Raw genomic sequence first — 15,479 nt, 5'->3', positions numbered from 1 at the left:
CAGTACCTCATTTAGGTTTGATTTAAAGCGTTGCGGTCACATTGCCGGCCAACTGGAAGATCCCGATCACTACCAGAATCATCATGACCCCCATGGCCATGGAGGACATGCCGATAAGAGATTTGGCGATGGCTTCGACGCGTTGAAGCGTTTGCTCCAGCCACCGGTTTGAAAACCGTTCCATCGACTCGGCGAAGCCTTTGCGAGTGGCGAGCACTTCCAGAAAATGCATCGCCATGGGGTCGGGGAATTGATGACCCGCAAGCTTCAACGCAGTACCGAAGTTTTTGCCGGCGCTCACTCCGTAATGAATGGCGCTCAGGCGCTCTTTCAACCATGGAGAGGCATTGCGTTGAAGAGAGGTCAGCGCATCTAGTTGGTTGATGCCGGAGCGCAGCATCACAGCCATGTTGAGCAGAAAGATCGAACCGTGGAGCGCCTTGTAGACTGACCAAGGCGGGAGCCTCTCTGCTCGGACTCGCAGGACCTGGAGCAGCTTGTTCAACTGCAGCTTCCACGAAGGGCTGGCGGCCGTAATCTGAAGGCCGCAAAACACGGGTAGAGTGACGATCGATATGAGGATGAAGACGATTACAGCTATCAGCGTCACAAGTCCGTAGTGGGTCACGAAATTCGATAGGGCATAGAGGAAGGCCGGCACGCCGGTCCACGCCTCGGGGTTGGAGCGTCGTGTCATGGAGGGCACCATCCACACTGCAATCACATACAGCAACGCCGCCATGACGCTCCACACCACGGAGGGGAAAACGGTGGCGGACGCTACGAGTTTGCTGATCCGCTGACGTACTTCGATGATCCTCACGCAGTCCCGAAATGCCTGCACCAGGTTGCCGGTGTCTTCCCCGGAAGCGATCAAAGAGTTCTCGTCATAGGGAACCCAGCCTTCGCAGGAAATGCTCAGCGATTTCCCACCTTTTACCGATTGCGCGATATCCCGGCAGGCAAGGGACACTGGATGGAGCTTCTGCCCGTTATCGCTGAATGCTCTGGCCACCGTGTGCATTGCGTCCTCAAGCGACACACCATCCTCAAGGATGCCCATCAGGCTCTCGTAGAACTGGATTCTTTCGTTTTTGCCGAACTGCTTGGCATAGAAGGTCTCTGCCCAACGATTCAGCATTGCTCTGACGTCACTCAGCATGAGCGAGCTCCAGGATTTGCCGGTCAAAGTCCAAAGGCCCCACCGTCATTTCGGCGTGGCGGGGATCTACTAATCCTTGTTTCAGTTTGATGATCGTGTGTGCGGTCTTGGTAATACCGCCCATTTCCTTGACCCAGTGGCGACGTGCCGCACTTGCACCCTGCCCATTGAAAACGCGCATGAACTCAAGGTCGGTGAGCAAAGTTTCCGCAACCACCGTGCGACCGGTGATGCCCAAGCCTTTGCAGTGCGGGCATCCCGGTCCTTTGAGGTAGGTCTCATCAATAGCTTCCAGATCGCGCAAGCGCTGCACCAGCGCACTGTTGAGCTGCCCGAGATGCTCGCGTGCGGGGACGCGGCAGTGGGAACACAGCACGGGCAAGAGGGATTGATTGACCACGCTTGTCATCAGTGCGGGATCAGTAACCAGGTGTCGGTCTACACCCATGTCGATCAGTCGTTGAAGAGCTGCTACAGCGTTGTTGGTGTGCAGTGTCGTCAGCACCAGGTGACCAGTCATACCGCCGCGGAAAGCCGCTTGTGCTGATGCAAGGTCCCGGATCTCCCCATACATGAGAATGTCAGGGTCGAGTCGCATGGAATTGGTGATACCGTCATTCCAGGTTTCACCGGCGCCCAGCGGTGACTGATTGGCGAGGAGTGGATATTCAGGTGGATCTTCCATCGTCAGAATGTGTTTTGTTCCACCGCACTCTTCATGCAAGAGGTTCAGGTTTACCTGCAGCGACTTCGATTTGCCGGAACCGGTGGGTCCAGTGATCAGGTTCACCCCATAAGGCAAGCTGCGGATGCGGCTGAATGCATCAATTTGCTGCGTCAGGAAACCGAGATCACTAAGCGTCATTTTGGTTTTGTCGTCATACAGCAGACGCAAAACCATCAGAGGGCCATCTACGAGCGGCCTAGTGGCGACTCGGGCACCGAACAAACCGAGTTGGTCGACATAGGCGCGTTTTACCCTGGCGTCCTGGCTCACCTGCGGCTGGTAGTGGTCTTTCGCGACATCACACATGCTGTTGTAGAGGGACGAGCAGAGCTCCATGCCCACCTGGCTCTGATGCTGTTCTGCCTCCCACAAGAGCCCGTGGATGCGAAAGAAGATTCGAGTGATATCGTGACCTACGACAAAGTGGACGTCGCTGGCATTGCGCCGGTGGGCTTCTCCTAAAAGCTGCACCACCTGGGCCTGGCGCTTCGTCTCAGTCGCCGATAGTGCTTTACCATTTGCATCATCATTGGCGCGGTAGAGTGCCTTGATCGTGCTCATCGAGCAGACCTTGACCTCAAAGTGGTGATTTTCGTGTTCCAGCTGGTCCTCGAACGCCATGACATAGGCATCCGTTTGGTGTTGGGCTGACACATACAAAATCCCATCGCTGGTCAGCGCACATAGTTGACGCAGCTCGGGTTTCAGCTCAAACGCTCCACCAGGGGCCGTCAGCAGTGTTTGGTGCGACGTCAGTAGGACTGCAGCAGACTCATCACTGTCAGGCTCTATGACATCTGGTTTTTCAGTCAGGATCGTCATCGAACTTCTCAATCAACGTTGGCCAGGGATCAGCCCAGGCGGCATGGGTGCTGATGGGGTAATGCTGGGGGCTGAATTGTTGACGTTGCTCAAGCTGGCCGGGGGCGTACTGGAAAAGCCGAGGGGGTAGCGCTTACCGCCACGCTCAAGGGTCACGTTTTCAACGGAGAGGATGGCCACGCGATAGCCACCGGGTAACTCCCGAGATGAGGCATCTGCGTCTACTTCAAATCCGCTGCTGTAGAGCAGGGTTGCACGGAGCCGTTTTGCTGAGCCGAATACCGCTTTCACGACAGGCAAGTCAGACTGTGTATCACTGCTGTGGGCCGAGGCTGCAGCCGGCTGTGTGAGGTTTCCTTGAGAAAAAAACACAGTTGACGGCTGCGTCGTCGCACTTTGGTCTTCGCCCTTGATCGATCTTTCGGCCTTGGCCTTCTCGGCTTTGGCATTCAACAAGATCGTCTGGCTTTGAATCTGGGCCAGCTCGCCGACGTTCACCCCAGATAGGGTGTTCTCATCTGCCCAGCTCGATGGTGCCCCTAACGCAAGGAGGGAGCACAAAAAGCACAGCGCTTTATTTCGCATAAAGGTCACCTATTACTGACCAGACAAGGTGGCCGGTCTCATATTTGGTTGTGATTTCGCGCAGCCGTAAGCCCTGACTGGGTGCGCCGGATAATGAGTCCAGTGGGGTAATGCCAGTGGCATAGCTCAGCTCGAATTGCTTCCATTGAGGTGGTGGGGGCGGCGGCGGAGCAGGCTGACCGGGAATGGCTGGTTGAACGGGCACAACGACCGGTACCTCTTTCAGCACTGGGGATTGATTGAAGCTATGCAGCCAAGAGGAGAGATTCGCCAACATCACGATGGCTTCTTTAAGAGGCTCATCACCGGCTGCGGGCAGCGAGATGTCGAATTTCAACGTGGCCGAGTTGCCTTCGTCAAAGAAGGCCGGCCGGTCAGAAAAGTGACCCTGAGTCGCCTGTATCAGTTTGTCGGCCGTGCTATTGCCCGAGCGCTTATAAGATGAGAAGACCTGTGCGCCGTCGCAGACGGCACTCGTGAACTGCCATCCCTGAATGGACAGAGGCAACTGATAAATGACGTTACTGCAACCCTCTAAGAAATCAGCAACAGATGGACGTTTGGCCCAGGGGTGTTCAAGCGCTTGGGGCGGCTGCTCCATACCGGATTCTTTTTGCAGCCTGGCCAACTCTGCCAGGCGTTGCTGTTCAGCCTGGAAAGCCGCCTCTTTGGCTATTTGGTCCTGATGACTCTGCCATTGAGCCCACCCGATGATGCCGGCAGCGATCAGCACGCCAAGAACCGCCAGCTGCACAAGTTCTGGTTTGGATAGCCCAAAGACGAGTGGCCGTAGCCGGTACTCGCGTTTTAGATGCGACGGCTGAAGTAGCTCTTCCACGTCCAGTGGTTGACCGCCCATATCGAACTCTGGGGGCAGGTACTCGTTGTCGAAGTTGATGCCACGACTGCGTTGTTGCGCGACTCGGCGGCGGACCTCAGCACCTGTGCCGATCATGTCGCAGCCAGAGATCACGCCACCTTGATACACAGCAACGAGGGCATATTGGTCAATCTCGCTTTCAGTTTTCCAGGCCGCGATCCATGAGTCCCCCAGCTGTCCAGCCAGGGTGGCCGCGAGCGAGTACATCCCTTTAGTGACCTCCTCACTACGCGCTACGAAACCCGCCTGGATAATGGCTGGTGTTCTTCTAATGGCGACAATGTCGAGGTGGTGCTCACGACCGTACTGGCGCGCTTCCTTCATGTGACCGGTGACACTGCCCAGCGGATGCCAGCGCAGACCGGTGACAAATGATTTCCCTCGATACTGGAGTACCTGGACCCGAGCAGCGCGTGCATTTTTTGAGGTTTCCGCAACCATGGCTTACCCCTTGGAACCTGTGCAATGCAGCAGTGGGGTAGGGCAAGAGCCCCAAGGCTCGTTGGCAGCAGGTGAAATCACTGCGCTGGGGCTGCCTGTGTCGCTATCAACAACAGGAGTAATCAGCACTACGAGCACGCTGTGTCCTGTGGTGCGGACACGGCTGCCGCCCAAACCGAAGAACCCAGGATCCCCCACGCCTGACTTGGTTGCGTTTTCGCTGTTCTCCTCAAAGCCTGTCAGTACTAGGGTTTGACCGCTGCGCAATTTGACCTTGGGCGACAGGTTCTTGGTGTCGTAGTCCGCTGTCTGGACACTGGAGCCGTTGCTCGTAAAAGTGGTGAAGGTCGGTTTGCTGCTCATGCTCAGGGTGATCATCAGCAGCATGTTGTCCTGGTCGATGATTCGAGGAAGCAACATCATGTTGAAGCCGCTGGTGATGGTCGCGGGGGTGAGCGAAGTAGACGATCCAACGGAAGCCGTGGTGGTTGTCGAGCTTGATGCGACATAGCTCTTTACGTTGCCGATCTGGATGGGTGCCGGCTGCAGATTCAGCGTGGTGACCGAAGGCGAGCGAACGTTTGAGATTCGACCCTGTTCGGAAAGTGCTTTGATAATTAAGTTGGAGCCAGCCCAAGGAGACTTCGACGTGTCCAAAATACTCAAGGAGCCCGACACCGCGCCCGTATTTATGCCGGTGGTGGCATTCTTCAGAGAAAAGCCCCATTTGTTGCTCAAGGACGTATAGACAGCCGTCCAGTCCAGGCCGGTCTGGTCTGTGTCGGTGAGAGTTACCTCGAAAACTTTGACGTTGAACAACACCTGACGGGTGATACTGCTGTTGATCGAATTCAGGTATTTAGCAACGTTTGAGAGTACCTCTGGTCGATCACTTACCGTCAGGGTGCCAGTGGATCGTGAGAGGAACATCCGACCTTGGGGCTGTTGGCTCAGCATCGCCTTGACGTTTTTTTCAATGTCTCCGATCAGCGAGGTCTTGATGGTGACGGTGGTGCTCTGGTTGCTGCCTGATTCACCCGATGCACCTGTCGATGAAGATCCGCCACCGCCACCACCGGAACTGCTCCCGCTGCCGGTGGCGGTCAGCAAGCCCGACTTCACAGTGCTTTCAATGACCTGGTCATCTCCAAATGCCCAGACGTCGAACGTCTTGGTGTCGAAGTAAGTGACATGCACGCTTCGATCATCGGAGGAATAATTCCACGCTAAGCCCAACTGGGAGGTCGCTTGATTCAACAGCCCTGACAGCTTGCCGCTGTACTTAATGGGGAATGTGTTGGGCGCAGTCAGCCCAACCGAATTCATTGAGCGGGCGTTGCTCGGAACATTGCCGATGACGCCGGCGGGCATGAAGTTGGCCAGGTTGTCGGCAGAGCCCAAACCAGGTGGAACTGCAGGTCCTGAGTTGCCCTGCGTCGAACTGGAAAGGACACTTGGGTCGATTGCATCAGGGGCTACGATGACCGGAACACCACATTCGCTAGTGATGTACTGAGCGATCTCAGCGATACCAACGTTATACGAAGGGCGATAGGTGATTTCGCAATCCATGGTCAGCGGTAAACCACGCTTGGCGACCAGCGGTTTTTTGGACACCCATGGTTTGTCGCTGAAAACCACCGTAGCGCGCGCAGACTCTTGCTGCTGATTTCTCAGAAATCGGCTGTATTGGGAGGCTGTCGCAGCGTCATTTTCAGCTCGGCTGGCCGATTCATTCACACGCTGCAGCGAACAAGAACTCACCAGCGCGACCATAAGTGACAAGGCTGTGCCTTTGATCCAGAGACGAGCATTCATCATTTGTTCCTCTCTGTAATAAAAATCAGCCGCTGTGAGGAGTTACTGTCGACCACATCGACCAGAAAGGACCGTGGAGCCGTGTCGTACAGCGGGAAAATCGACCCGATGGCTTCTTGGAAACTGCCCTCAAATCGAAGTGGTGCGTCAATTGAGTAATCCAAATCATCGACCTGCCACATCAGTTTCCAGCCCGCTTTTTCAGCCCAGCCTTCGACGGTTTGACGAAGGGTTGAGCCAGTTGAAGCCGTCCATGTCTGGGCCAGCGGCTTCGGCGCTGCAATGTCCGTCGCGACCGGCTTTGGCGCTGCAGAAACTGCGGACGGCGCGGTGACCAGTTTCGGAGTTGAAGCGGCCTTGGCATTTGGGTTGCTGGACGAGGTCGAGGCCGGACTCTGAGTCGGCAAGGCAGACGTTTGTTTTGTAGAGCCATCCTTGGTAATCACCGTAGGAGGGGCCACGGTTTTGGCTGGCGCAGCGTTCGCCACAGGGGTAGCGGCTGATGCCGTTGTTGTGAAAGGCGCTGTTTGGGGAACGGCGGCGACTACTACTTGGCTGCCCGCATCATTGTTATTACTCTTCGCTGCGATAGGCTGTGCAGCTGTCGATGTGTTGAGCTGAGCAATCTGAGTTGATGCAGGACGTGGAGAGTCCGGGAGTTGGTAGCCAGGGCGCAGGACGTAGCACACCTGACGGTTGACCTCGTCGACCTTCACCTGCCAGGCCGGACCTGCGAGCACTTGCAGGGTGTTACGCAGAGTCATTGGGCCAAGTTTATATTGGGCTGCTGGCAGTGCTCGGGTGTAGAGGATGTTGACGTGGCCATTGTCTGCCGAGCAAAGCGTATAGCCGGAACGGTCCACCACGTACTGCATCGCCTCACGCACATTTGGGTGCATGTTGGCTGGAATGCTGATGTCGATAATCTGAGCCATCAGGTCACGTTGGCCAGAATCTGGCAGCGTGCTGACGAGGGTGTAGCGGCCATAGCGCACTACTGGCTCTTTTTCAGGAACGGCGCCGCCAGGATAGAGGTCTGGCGTTAACATGTCCGGATTGCGACTGCTGTCGAAATCGGGCTTGGGTGTCTGCGCCGTTTGGGTCGTGCAACTGGCGATTAACGCGAGCAGCGAGAGCGTGGTGACGTGCCTGATCATGTGCCGAGAGGCCCCCTGTAATGATAGGGGGAACGGTGACAGGCTGCTACCAGCTGCGCAGCAGGAAATAGAAAACTGCGTCTTTAGGTATTTAAGTATCTATGGTAAAAATTGGCTGTCGCCAAGTTTTCAGGGAGAAGCAGCGATGAAATTTTTTGGATTAGCGGTGCTCGCACCCACCTGCCTGGTCAGCTACCTCATTAGCAATGGCGAAAACTCGATAGCAATAGCAGCTAACATTGCGTTCTATATTAGTGGCGCAGCTATTTACTTATTTCCCTCAATCTGCGCAGCCTTAATCGATCCAATTCCCCCTCGCCGTATATTTATTATCAATTTATTGGCTGGATGAACTTTAATCGGCTGGTGTGCGGCTTATTATTTGGCTTTGTGCTATTCGCAGAGGGGGCATCAGAGCGATTTGTGAGCGGCAACCACTCACACCTTAGTAACTAACCTACGGAGTGGCGAGGTTCTCACGACTTTGGACTTACACTTTTCCTAAGCTCCGCGCACGAGCTAGCTCCAGCTCCTAGCCAAAAATTTGCAGTCCCATATCACGGCTGTATTTTTGTCTGACGGCTAATTACTTGAAGCCAAAATTGAAGATTTGCCGTAGACGCAGCAGGCATATAGCAAAAACCAGCTGTTGAAACAAGTGAGTGGATCCAATTTGATAGAGCCAGAAATCATTGACAATCTTGGAATTGTTGTATAGGTATTAGTAATGCGAAGGGCTATTTCGGCGCTGCAGATCATGGACAGACGAGCATGAAAAAACGTGGAAGCGCTTTCTCGGAATGGTTTGATAATCAACTTCATCATCGCAGCCACGATGAGCGTTTGTGTGACGGCACGTGTTTAGATATTCAAGTAAGAACTAGTCGTTCCGGTGTAACCCAGCTCTTTATTGGTGTATATCGAGGCGACGGTATTGCGATTCTTGAAGAGTTTTATGCGGGGCTTCCCACGGAGACTATGACAAAAGCATTGGTATGGGGAACTGATAGGGCTCGAGCTTTTGCTGTGACAGGCAAGTTCCCAGATTAAGATATCCAGAGATATCAATAAGTCGGACTGGTTACTTCGCTGGACGGTTACAGGTCAAAAGCTCGTTGATAACTCTGATCTGACGCTAGCTATTGCAACGGATTCAGTAAGGTCACTTGCCAATTGGCGCTTATCCATCAGCATTTGCCAGAGCATCTGGTCAATGGTGTTTTCCACAAGAGGGATTTTCACCACGACCATGCGCAATTGTCCATTCCGATAGGCCCTGTCCTCTGCTTGGTCCTGCAGACCAGGCGTCCAGGGGAGGCCAAAAAACATGACGTAGTTGGCGGCCGTGAGGTTGCCGCCGGTGCCGGCAGCGGAAGTAGTGGCGGCAAAGACGCGGGTTTCTGGATCACTTTGGAATTGATCGATCGCCTTCTGCCGTTTGCCTACAGAGTCACTGCCGACAACCGTGACGCACCCGTACTCAGCTTGCTTGCACCGAGTGCGAAGTGTTCCTACCGTATCCTTGAACTCACAGAACAAGATAACTTTGTCCTCCGCGTCCAGTTCACACAGCAGATCCATTACGACGCGAATCTTCACCTGCTCAAGCAACTGACGCAGTGATCCCAACCTGGCGAGGCTAGGCCTGTCTTCAAGCCGAATCTGATCGTATTGCTTGCGCTCTTCAGCAGTAAGCTCGACGGGTAACGTTTGGCGCTGTTTGCCTTTGAGACCGGGCAGGACATCCTTGCGTCGACGAAGCATCCAATCGCCGATTGCGTCCCGCAGCTTCATGCGGAAATCCTGACTGCCGGCGAACTGTTCGCAGAATTCTTTCAAGGGCAGTTTCCCAACGGGGTGGCCGGATAGTCGTAGCAGCGTGTGCAGCTCAGATTCTCGGTTAAGGACTGGCGTGCCTGTCAGCAGGTAGCGGTTAGGTATCTTGGCGGCAATGTCAAAGCCGTGACGTGTCCACTCGGCGGTCGGCTCTTTCAGGCGGTGCGCCTCGTCGATGATCATCACGTTAAAGAGTCCTGCATGCAGAACAAAATCGCCCAGGCGTTCGTAGTTGGTGATTATCCATTGCGATGAGGGAGCAAAGACCTGTTGGCCGATTGTGGCCTCGGGATACACCATCTGGATTTCGCGTTGCCAGTTGATGATCAACGTCGACAGCGTGATTACCAAGATGGGCCTATCAGCTGCTTGGATTGCAGCGGCAATGATTGCCTGGCGAGTTTTGCCAAGCCCCATGTCATCCGCAAGCAAGGCGCTTGTGCGCTGTAGCAAGTGCCGGATGCCTGCCGGTTGATGGTCCAGTAAAGAATAACCAGCCAATGCCTGGTTAATCTGTTCGGTGGTGAACCCGGTGCGCTCGATTGAGGGCACCGCGGCTAGATACACATCGGTTGAGGTGCTGTCATCAGCCGCTTTTACAGCGCGCTCTTGTGGAGGTCCACCAAGACTGATGCGGGTGATTTCATCAGCTGGAACAACGGATCCGTCGGTCAGCAGCTCTTGCACGGTGTCGAGGATCTCGAACTGATCCTCCGACATTCCAAGCTCCAGGATCAGGTTGCTTCGCACCACTTCCGCAACAGCGTCGATGCGCCAGGACTTGGAATGCCCGAGAAACACGCCGTGCATGCGGCTTGAAACGGCGACCGCGCCAGGATGGTAGTCACCTGACAGCAGGATCCCGCCCTGAACGAGTGGAGCTATCCGAAAGGTCAGCCCCCATGTGAATGCCTGCCGATCTGGGTCGTTTTGTGCGGCTGTGATTTTATGTGAAAACGTCTCCCAACTTTCATTGAAACGGTCCTCGGACAACTCCATCAAACGGTGGAAGAGCACATCCAGGTCATCCAGCAACTTGCCTTTTGGTAATCTCCAATAGCGATGTTGAGGATGCTCGGCCCGCCGAATATAGAAACCATTACGTTCGAGAAACAGCCGGTTCGCACCCTCAACGTATTGCAGTAAGACCCCGAAGTCATAGCCGTCAAAAATGACTTTTTCGACCAGGTCCTGCCGGCGGTTCATCAGACGTGGACGACTCATGTCCTGCTCAATCGTTGGTTGATCCATTCCGCACAGGCCTGGGCATGCATTTTTTTCCGGTTTCGATTTGTATAGCGCGACATGGATAGTGTTTGGTCGGGCCATTCCAGGTTAATGGCGAGCTCACCCGATTTGATCTTTGCCCAAAACCATTGATAGGCCCGGTCAACCCTGGAGCCCGACTTAGGTGTGCGATTGCGGAGCCCTCTCAGTTGTATCGTCACCAGGTGTTTGGGAGTCAATTTTGCTAACGTTTCGCCCCAGGCACTTTCATCCATTTGGATTTCTGCAGAGGCCAACGATTTCCCGTTTTCGCGAACCGAAAAAAGACGGCAGATGCCCCGATAAGCACTGTAGTCGTAACCATCAATGCAATGGCCCAGCGCTCGATGTTCCGCATCAAGATCGGCGGGGCACTTCAGTTCGATAATTTGCAGCCCATTTGGACTCACGAGGGGTGTGCTGGTTGAATAAAGCAGCGGCTTCCAGGGCGTTAAAGAGTCTGTTCTTGTTTGTGGATCTACTGCATCTAAAGCCTCACGGATGTCTATCAGCGCGAGGTGAAAGCCATTCACCAAGCTGGCGATCTGGTGATAGGAAGCAGTAGCAATGAAGCTTTTGAGTTTCTGCAGTGCTTCACCAGAAGCTGGTCCGTCGCTCTCATCAACGTTGTTAAAGAGCTCGTTCAGGTCTCGAAAGTCGTCGGCGATTTTGGACCAATTGTCGTCCGACCAATCAGTTGGACACCCTGACAGCAGCCTGTTCCAGTCCTGCGTTTGATCCAGCAGTTGATACGGGATTTTATCCAGCAGCGCGAAGAGAGTGATCCAGTGCGCTTTTTTAAGAGGACGGCGATTGCCCAGTGAGGCTCCCAGCAGCAGTCGATGCCAGGGTCCTTGTGGCCCCTCGCGGCTGATACGGGTCAATGCACTGCCGGTATCGAATACTCGCTGTTGACCCAGGTAGCGCACTGCAGTGCGCGGCGCCTGTAGCAGCCAAGCCAGTGTGTCGGAAAGGGGGAGGCCCGCGTCGGCTATGCGACCTAGCAGGCATTCTTCAGCGGAAATCAAATAACGGTCCTCACTCCAGTATGGGCGCCACGCCTGAAGTTCATCCCATGGGCAGTTCATGTATACCTGCTGCTGCCCATCCCACGGCCACGGCCATTGATCTACCAGTACCAGAAGTGGAATCAGTACTGGCTGGGCTTTAAGGGCCTGGAGGCGGCGTTTTCGGTCACCTTGAGCCAGCCAGTTATAGAGCTTGGGTGAGGGACATTGCGCTGAACGAATTGCGAATAAAAGCTCTTGGTCCAGACACTGGCAAAATTGCTTCAGCGTGCTGCCAATCTGCTTCAGGTAAAATCGGGTGCGGGGATTGAAGTACCGATTGTTGCTCGCCGTCCAATCGAAGCCGCGGCGATTAAAGCTTCCGAGATCTTCAATCGATAGGGCTTTCGCCCTCTCTCCAGCCGACTTGCAGAAGGAGGTCAGCAGGACGTCTGCATACCAGCGTTTTTCAAACCTGAGCAGTAGCTGCTGGGCCACAATTGCGGTGGGTTTTCTCTTATGCACGCGGTCCTTGCTGAAGATTTTGCAGGCCTTAACCTGATGACCATCGAAGTACTGGAGGTGATCGCCGATTCTGGCCAGGACCGGCCGTGTTTGATCATCTGTAGAGGGCAGGGCTACGCACCAGCAACGAGTATGGACAGTGGAACTAAGATAGGTCTCGATGAAGGAGGTCAGCTGGGAGGGCGGTACGTTGAATTGTAAAGCCCAGGTCTGGGCGACTTCAATTTGCCGGTCTGAGAACTTCTCCAGCTTCGGCGCTAAGATGCGCAGCCCCACCACCGATTGTCTCTTCTGTACGCTCACCCATGACCTCCTCTGCAATTTCGCAGAGGACTGTCAGGTATAGGAATGGTGGGCTTCTAGGGTTAATGCGTAACGGCGTTGTCGGTGATTTATATCGGCAATGGCAGAAGTCACACCCCTCTGGGTTTATTGAGATCTGGTTTGCCATTCAAGTTTGGAAAACTCACCTTGCATCCATTCGATTTGAAGCCTGTACACCCCCAAAAGTCATAGCCACCGTCCCCTTTTTTCTGTCGCCTTGCGAGGGGCTGATTGCACTTTGGACAGTTGAAAGCGCCACCTGCTGTGGCTGGGCGTGGAGCGGACGCCATCGGCACACTCGGCATTCCACGTTGCTGAGACAGTTCCTCTTCCAGGCGTCTATGCAGACGCGCAACGACAGCTCCATAGGTGTCTTGGCCCTGGGCGATTTTGTCCAAATCGCGCTCCAGCTCCCTCGTAAAATCGAGCTCCACGAAACTGAAGAACCCTTCCAGCTTCGCGATTGTTTCCTCCCCCAGCGGCGCCGGTACCAGCTTGCGGCTTTTTTCCTCAATCATTCCTTTGCTGGTGATGTTCTTCAAGATCGAGGCGAACGTACTGGGACGACCAATACCGCGGCGCTCCATTTCTTTGATTAGACTGGCCTTGGTGTAGCGGGATGGCGGCTGAGTTTTCTTCTTCAGCAGTTCTCCGTTGTGCACAGAGAGGATCTGTTTTGGTGTGAGTGCAGGAACTGGGTTGCTCGCTGCTGCATCTTCCTCATCGTCTGTGTCATCGCCCTTGAGCAGTTTCCGCCACCCAGGATGAAAAAGGGTTTCACCAGTTGCATTGAATCGCAAAGCCTTACCATTTGGGCCAACCGCGAGCAGTTTTACAGCACGCACGTCGAATACCGCCGCTTCGATCTGGCTGGCCAGCGCCCGGACCCAAATCAACTTGTACAGGTCGAGCTCCTCGTCGTTCTCACCAGCTTTTGTATCAGCCCAATGCGTCGGGGTAATAGCGGGGTGGCCTTCCTGCGCGCCTTCGGCGGCCTTGAATGTACGTCGCTCGTCGACGGTCTTCAACCCGATAGATCTAGCTACGGTTCTAATATCCTCCATGGCCTCGTCTGGTACGTTGGGATTATCCGTCCTGTGGTAGGTAATGACGCCTTGTTCATACAATCGCTGGGCGACTTGCATGGTCTTGTCCGGGTCCCATTTCAAGGCGTTGCTGGCTGCTTGTTGAAGGGTGGAAGAGATGAAGGGCGAGGGTGGGTGGCGCTCGGCCTTGCGGTCTTCACAGGACTCGACGACGACATTACGTGTGCCAGCGACGAGTTTGGCCAGGTTGGCATCTTGAACGTAAGGAAAGTCCTTGCTCGCGAAATCCGGTACCGGTTGCCAATCTGCATACCAGGTGGTGCCCTGATTCATATCCACAAAGTTCAGACGCACACCGAAGTGGTTGACTACCTGAAAGTTGCGGATCTCGCGCTCGCGCAAAACCACCAGGTATACGGCAGGCGATTGCACGCGGCCTGCAGAGGTGGGCTTGCCCATCAGTCGGCGTAGCTCCTGAGTCACCAGGTAACCCACCAAGCGATCAAGTACACGCCGGCATTCTTGTGACGCGACTCTGTTCAAATCGATTTGGCGAGGATTGGCTAGAGCCTCGGCGACACGCTTGAGGGTGATTTCATTGAAGGTGATCCGTTTGTAGGATTTGACCGCCAGTACCTCCTGGATGTGCCAGCTGATGCTTTCACCTTCGCGATCCGGGTCGGTTGCGAGGAAGATTTCACTGGCCTGTTTGGCTGCTGCCTTGATGGTTCGCACGGCCTTGGCGCTCTTATCCAGGATCTCGTACACCGGTGTGTAGTTTTTGCGTACGCCGGTAGTGATCATGCTGTCGTCCTGTCCTCTGGCCGGCAGGTCTCGGATGTGCCCACCACTGGCGACAACCAGCCAGTCTTCACCTGGACGCAGTTTCTTCATCATTGGCTGAAGCTTTTTGAGCTTCCCAGGTGCCTCGATGATCAATAGCTTCACGGTGTGCCCCTTCTCAATTATGCAGAGAGGGACTGTCACGTCATGGCAGGTAGGGCTTCAATGGGAAATGGTCAATGCACAACGAAAGGCTTTTAGCGGCTAGAGGTTCAGCGTCAGCTGCTGTTCCTGGGCAAAGCCCTTTAGCCACGACGCGCGCATCGCAGGATGGTGGTAAGGGCAGTCATACACCCGTAGCCCTTTTCGGGCGGCGTCAGCCCCGGCTATTTGAACGGCAGTATGGGGGTTATTGAATTGCCGCCTATCTGCTGGTTTCAAAGAAGTTCGAGATTGCGCCATTGGCTATCGGTCCCCGAAGAACAGATCTATCAAACAGTAACATCACGAATAGCGCACTTTTTGCCTAAAAAAGCGGAAGTTTTGAACTTATGTGCTTGAGATAGCCGATTGGAAGTATGACTCAACCTGAAAGTTAACGAATGGCGCGATTTTTTCCCAACCAATTGGCGTGCTATATGTCAATTCGTAGCGGGCTCGTCCGTCCAGTTCGCAGCTCTGATCCACGCGATGAAGTCCTGAGTGGTTTGTCCGCTTTGAACACGTAGTTGTTCCAGCGTACCGTATAAGTGTTCAGTATCGTCATCCATTTCGTGAAAGTCGACGCGGTATTCAGTATCTAAGCGGTATTCGTCGAGCAAGGTATTGATAAATCGGCGGGCTTGCCAGGTATCAAGGTCTGTCTCTCCACGGCCCCCCATCAGATACTCGCCCGTTCGCCACCCAACTGGAGCCCATGATGCTCGGTTTAGGTCCAGGGTGAGCCCATAGTAGTCCGGAGCATTTACCTCGCTCTCATCGAAGTATGCCCAGTACACACGGCCTAAAGCTGGGTGCTCTGCGCCAATGACAACGTACCCTGTTGGGTCCCTCAAAACTTCATCCATCGGCACGTCCTAATTTGTAGTGGTTCCCTAATG

The 15,479-nt window shown here is 54.5% G+C and carries 12 protein-coding genes; 1 reads left to right on the top strand and 11 read right to left on the bottom strand.

The window, feature by feature from the left end; genetic code table 11:
- Positions 1 to 22: 22 nt before the first annotated feature.
- From HU730_RS08820 to HU730_RS08795, 6 genes are read right to left on the bottom strand one after another with little or no spacing between them, the layout of a single operon-like run.
- Positions 23 to 1,162, bottom strand: a complete 1,140-nt coding sequence (locus tag HU730_RS08820; protein ID WP_186526905.1) for a type II secretion system F family protein — start codon at positions 1,160 to 1,162, stop codon at positions 23 to 25.
- Positions 1,152 to 2,711: an ATPase, T2SS/T4P/T4SS family gene (locus HU730_RS08815; RefSeq protein WP_186526904.1), complete on the bottom strand. Its 1,560-nt coding sequence runs from the start codon at positions 2,709 to 2,711 to the stop codon at positions 1,152 to 1,154. Before HU730_RS08815 ends, HU730_RS08820 begins: the two co-directional genes overlap by 11 nt.
- Before the next feature lie 12 nt (positions 2,712 to 2,723).
- Entirely contained in the window at positions 2,724 to 3,296 is a 573-nt protein-coding gene (pilP, locus tag HU730_RS08810) for a type IV pilus biogenesis protein PilP (RefSeq protein ID WP_186526903.1), read from the bottom strand.
- Positions 3,286 to 4,617 (bottom strand): type 4b pilus protein PilO2, encoded by a 1,332-nt coding sequence (gene pilO2, locus HU730_RS08805; protein WP_186526902.1) that lies wholly within the window; start codon positions 4,615 to 4,617, stop codon positions 3,286 to 3,288. The genes pilP and pilO2 overlap by 11 nt, the downstream gene beginning before the upstream one ends.
- A 3-nt stretch (positions 4,618 to 4,620) precedes the next feature.
- The gene (locus tag HU730_RS08800) at positions 4,621 to 6,435 is read right to left on the bottom strand and encodes a PilN family type IVB pilus formation outer membrane protein (RefSeq protein WP_186526901.1); all 1,815 of its coding nucleotides are present in this window, start codon (positions 6,433 to 6,435) and stop codon (positions 4,621 to 4,623) included.
- On the bottom strand, positions 6,435 to 7,592 hold the full coding sequence (locus HU730_RS08795) for a TcpQ domain-containing protein (RefSeq protein ID WP_186526900.1): 1,158 nt from the start codon (positions 7,590 to 7,592) through the stop codon (positions 6,435 to 6,437). Before HU730_RS08795 ends, HU730_RS08800 begins: the two co-directional genes overlap by 1 nt.
- 771 nt (positions 7,593 to 8,363) lie before the next feature.
- Here HU730_RS08795 and HU730_RS08790 point away from each other — a divergent pair.
- Positions 8,364 to 8,642 carry a hypothetical protein gene (locus HU730_RS08790; RefSeq protein WP_186526899.1) on the top strand — a complete coding sequence of 93 codons (279 nt, stop codon included), beginning with the start codon at positions 8,364 to 8,366 and terminating at the stop codon, positions 8,640 to 8,642.
- 54 nt (positions 8,643 to 8,696) lie between these two features.
- Here HU730_RS08790 and HU730_RS08785 read toward each other — a convergent pair whose 3' ends face one another.
- From HU730_RS08785 to HU730_RS08765, 5 genes are all read right to left on the bottom strand, one after another.
- On the bottom strand, positions 8,697 to 10,652 hold the full coding sequence (locus HU730_RS08785) for a DEAD/DEAH box helicase (RefSeq protein ID WP_186526898.1): 1,956 nt from the start codon (positions 10,650 to 10,652) through the stop codon (positions 8,697 to 8,699).
- On the bottom strand, positions 10,649 to 12,529 hold the full coding sequence (locus tag HU730_RS08780; protein ID WP_186526897.1) for a hypothetical protein: 1,881 nt from the start codon (positions 12,527 to 12,529) through the stop codon (positions 10,649 to 10,651). The genes HU730_RS08785 and HU730_RS08780 overlap by 4 nt, the downstream gene beginning before the upstream one ends.
- A 110-nt stretch (positions 12,530 to 12,639) precedes the next feature.
- Entirely contained in the window at positions 12,640 to 14,544 is a 1,905-nt protein-coding gene (gene topA / locus HU730_RS08775; RefSeq protein ID WP_186526896.1) for a type I DNA topoisomerase, read from the bottom strand.
- Positions 14,545 to 14,643: 99 nt separating this feature from the next.
- On the bottom strand, positions 14,644 to 14,841 hold the full coding sequence (locus HU730_RS08770) for a CrpP family ICE-associated protein (RefSeq protein WP_082632098.1): 198 nt from the start codon (positions 14,839 to 14,841) through the stop codon (positions 14,644 to 14,646).
- A gap of 179 nt (positions 14,842 to 15,020) precedes the next feature.
- The gene (locus tag HU730_RS08765; RefSeq protein ID WP_186526895.1) at positions 15,021 to 15,446 is read right to left on the bottom strand and encodes a hypothetical protein; all 426 of its coding nucleotides are present in this window, start codon (positions 15,444 to 15,446) and stop codon (positions 15,021 to 15,023) included.
- Positions 15,447 to 15,479: the final 33 nt, after the last annotated feature.

The sequence above is a fragment of the Pseudomonas sp. SWRI22 genome, from assembly GCF_014268395.2.
GTDB classification, from domain to species: domain Bacteria; phylum Pseudomonadota; class Gammaproteobacteria; order Pseudomonadales; family Pseudomonadaceae; genus Aquipseudomonas; species Aquipseudomonas paracarnis.
This window is presented reverse-complemented; position numbering and strand designations above follow the sequence as displayed.

Excerpts from the sequence above, each read along its gene's own strand:
- HU730_RS08820 (WP_186526905.1), bottom strand. The coding sequence starts at position 1,162 with ATGCTGAGTGACGTCAGAGCAATGCTGAATCGTTGGGCAGAGACCTTC.
- HU730_RS08815 (WP_186526904.1), bottom strand. The coding sequence starts at position 2,711 with ATGACGATCCTGACTGAAAAACCAGATGTCATAGAGCCTGACAGTGAT.
- pilP (WP_186526903.1), bottom strand. The coding sequence starts at position 3,296 with ATGCGAAATAAAGCGCTGTGCTTTTTGTGCTCCCTCCTTGCGTTAGGG.
- pilO2 (WP_186526902.1), bottom strand. The coding sequence starts at position 4,617 with ATGGTTGCGGAAACCTCAAAAAATGCACGCGCTGCTCGGGTCCAGGTA.
- HU730_RS08800 (WP_186526901.1), bottom strand. The coding sequence starts at position 6,435 with ATGAATGCTCGTCTCTGGATCAAAGGCACAGCCTTGTCACTTATGGTC.
- HU730_RS08795 (WP_186526900.1), bottom strand. The coding sequence starts at position 7,592 with ATGATCAGGCACGTCACCACGCTCTCGCTGCTCGCGTTAATCGCCAGT.
- HU730_RS08790 (WP_186526899.1), top strand. The coding sequence starts at position 8,364 with ATGAAAAAACGTGGAAGCGCTTTCTCGGAATGGTTTGATAATCAACTT.
- HU730_RS08785 (WP_186526898.1), bottom strand. The coding sequence starts at position 10,652 with ATGAGTCGTCCACGTCTGATGAACCGCCGGCAGGACCTGGTCGAAAAA.
- HU730_RS08770 (WP_082632098.1), bottom strand. The coding sequence starts at position 14,841 with ATGGCGCAATCTCGAACTTCTTTGAAACCAGCAGATAGGCGGCAATTC.
- HU730_RS08765 (WP_186526895.1), bottom strand. The coding sequence starts at position 15,446 with ATGGATGAAGTTTTGAGGGACCCAACAGGGTACGTTGTCATTGGCGCA.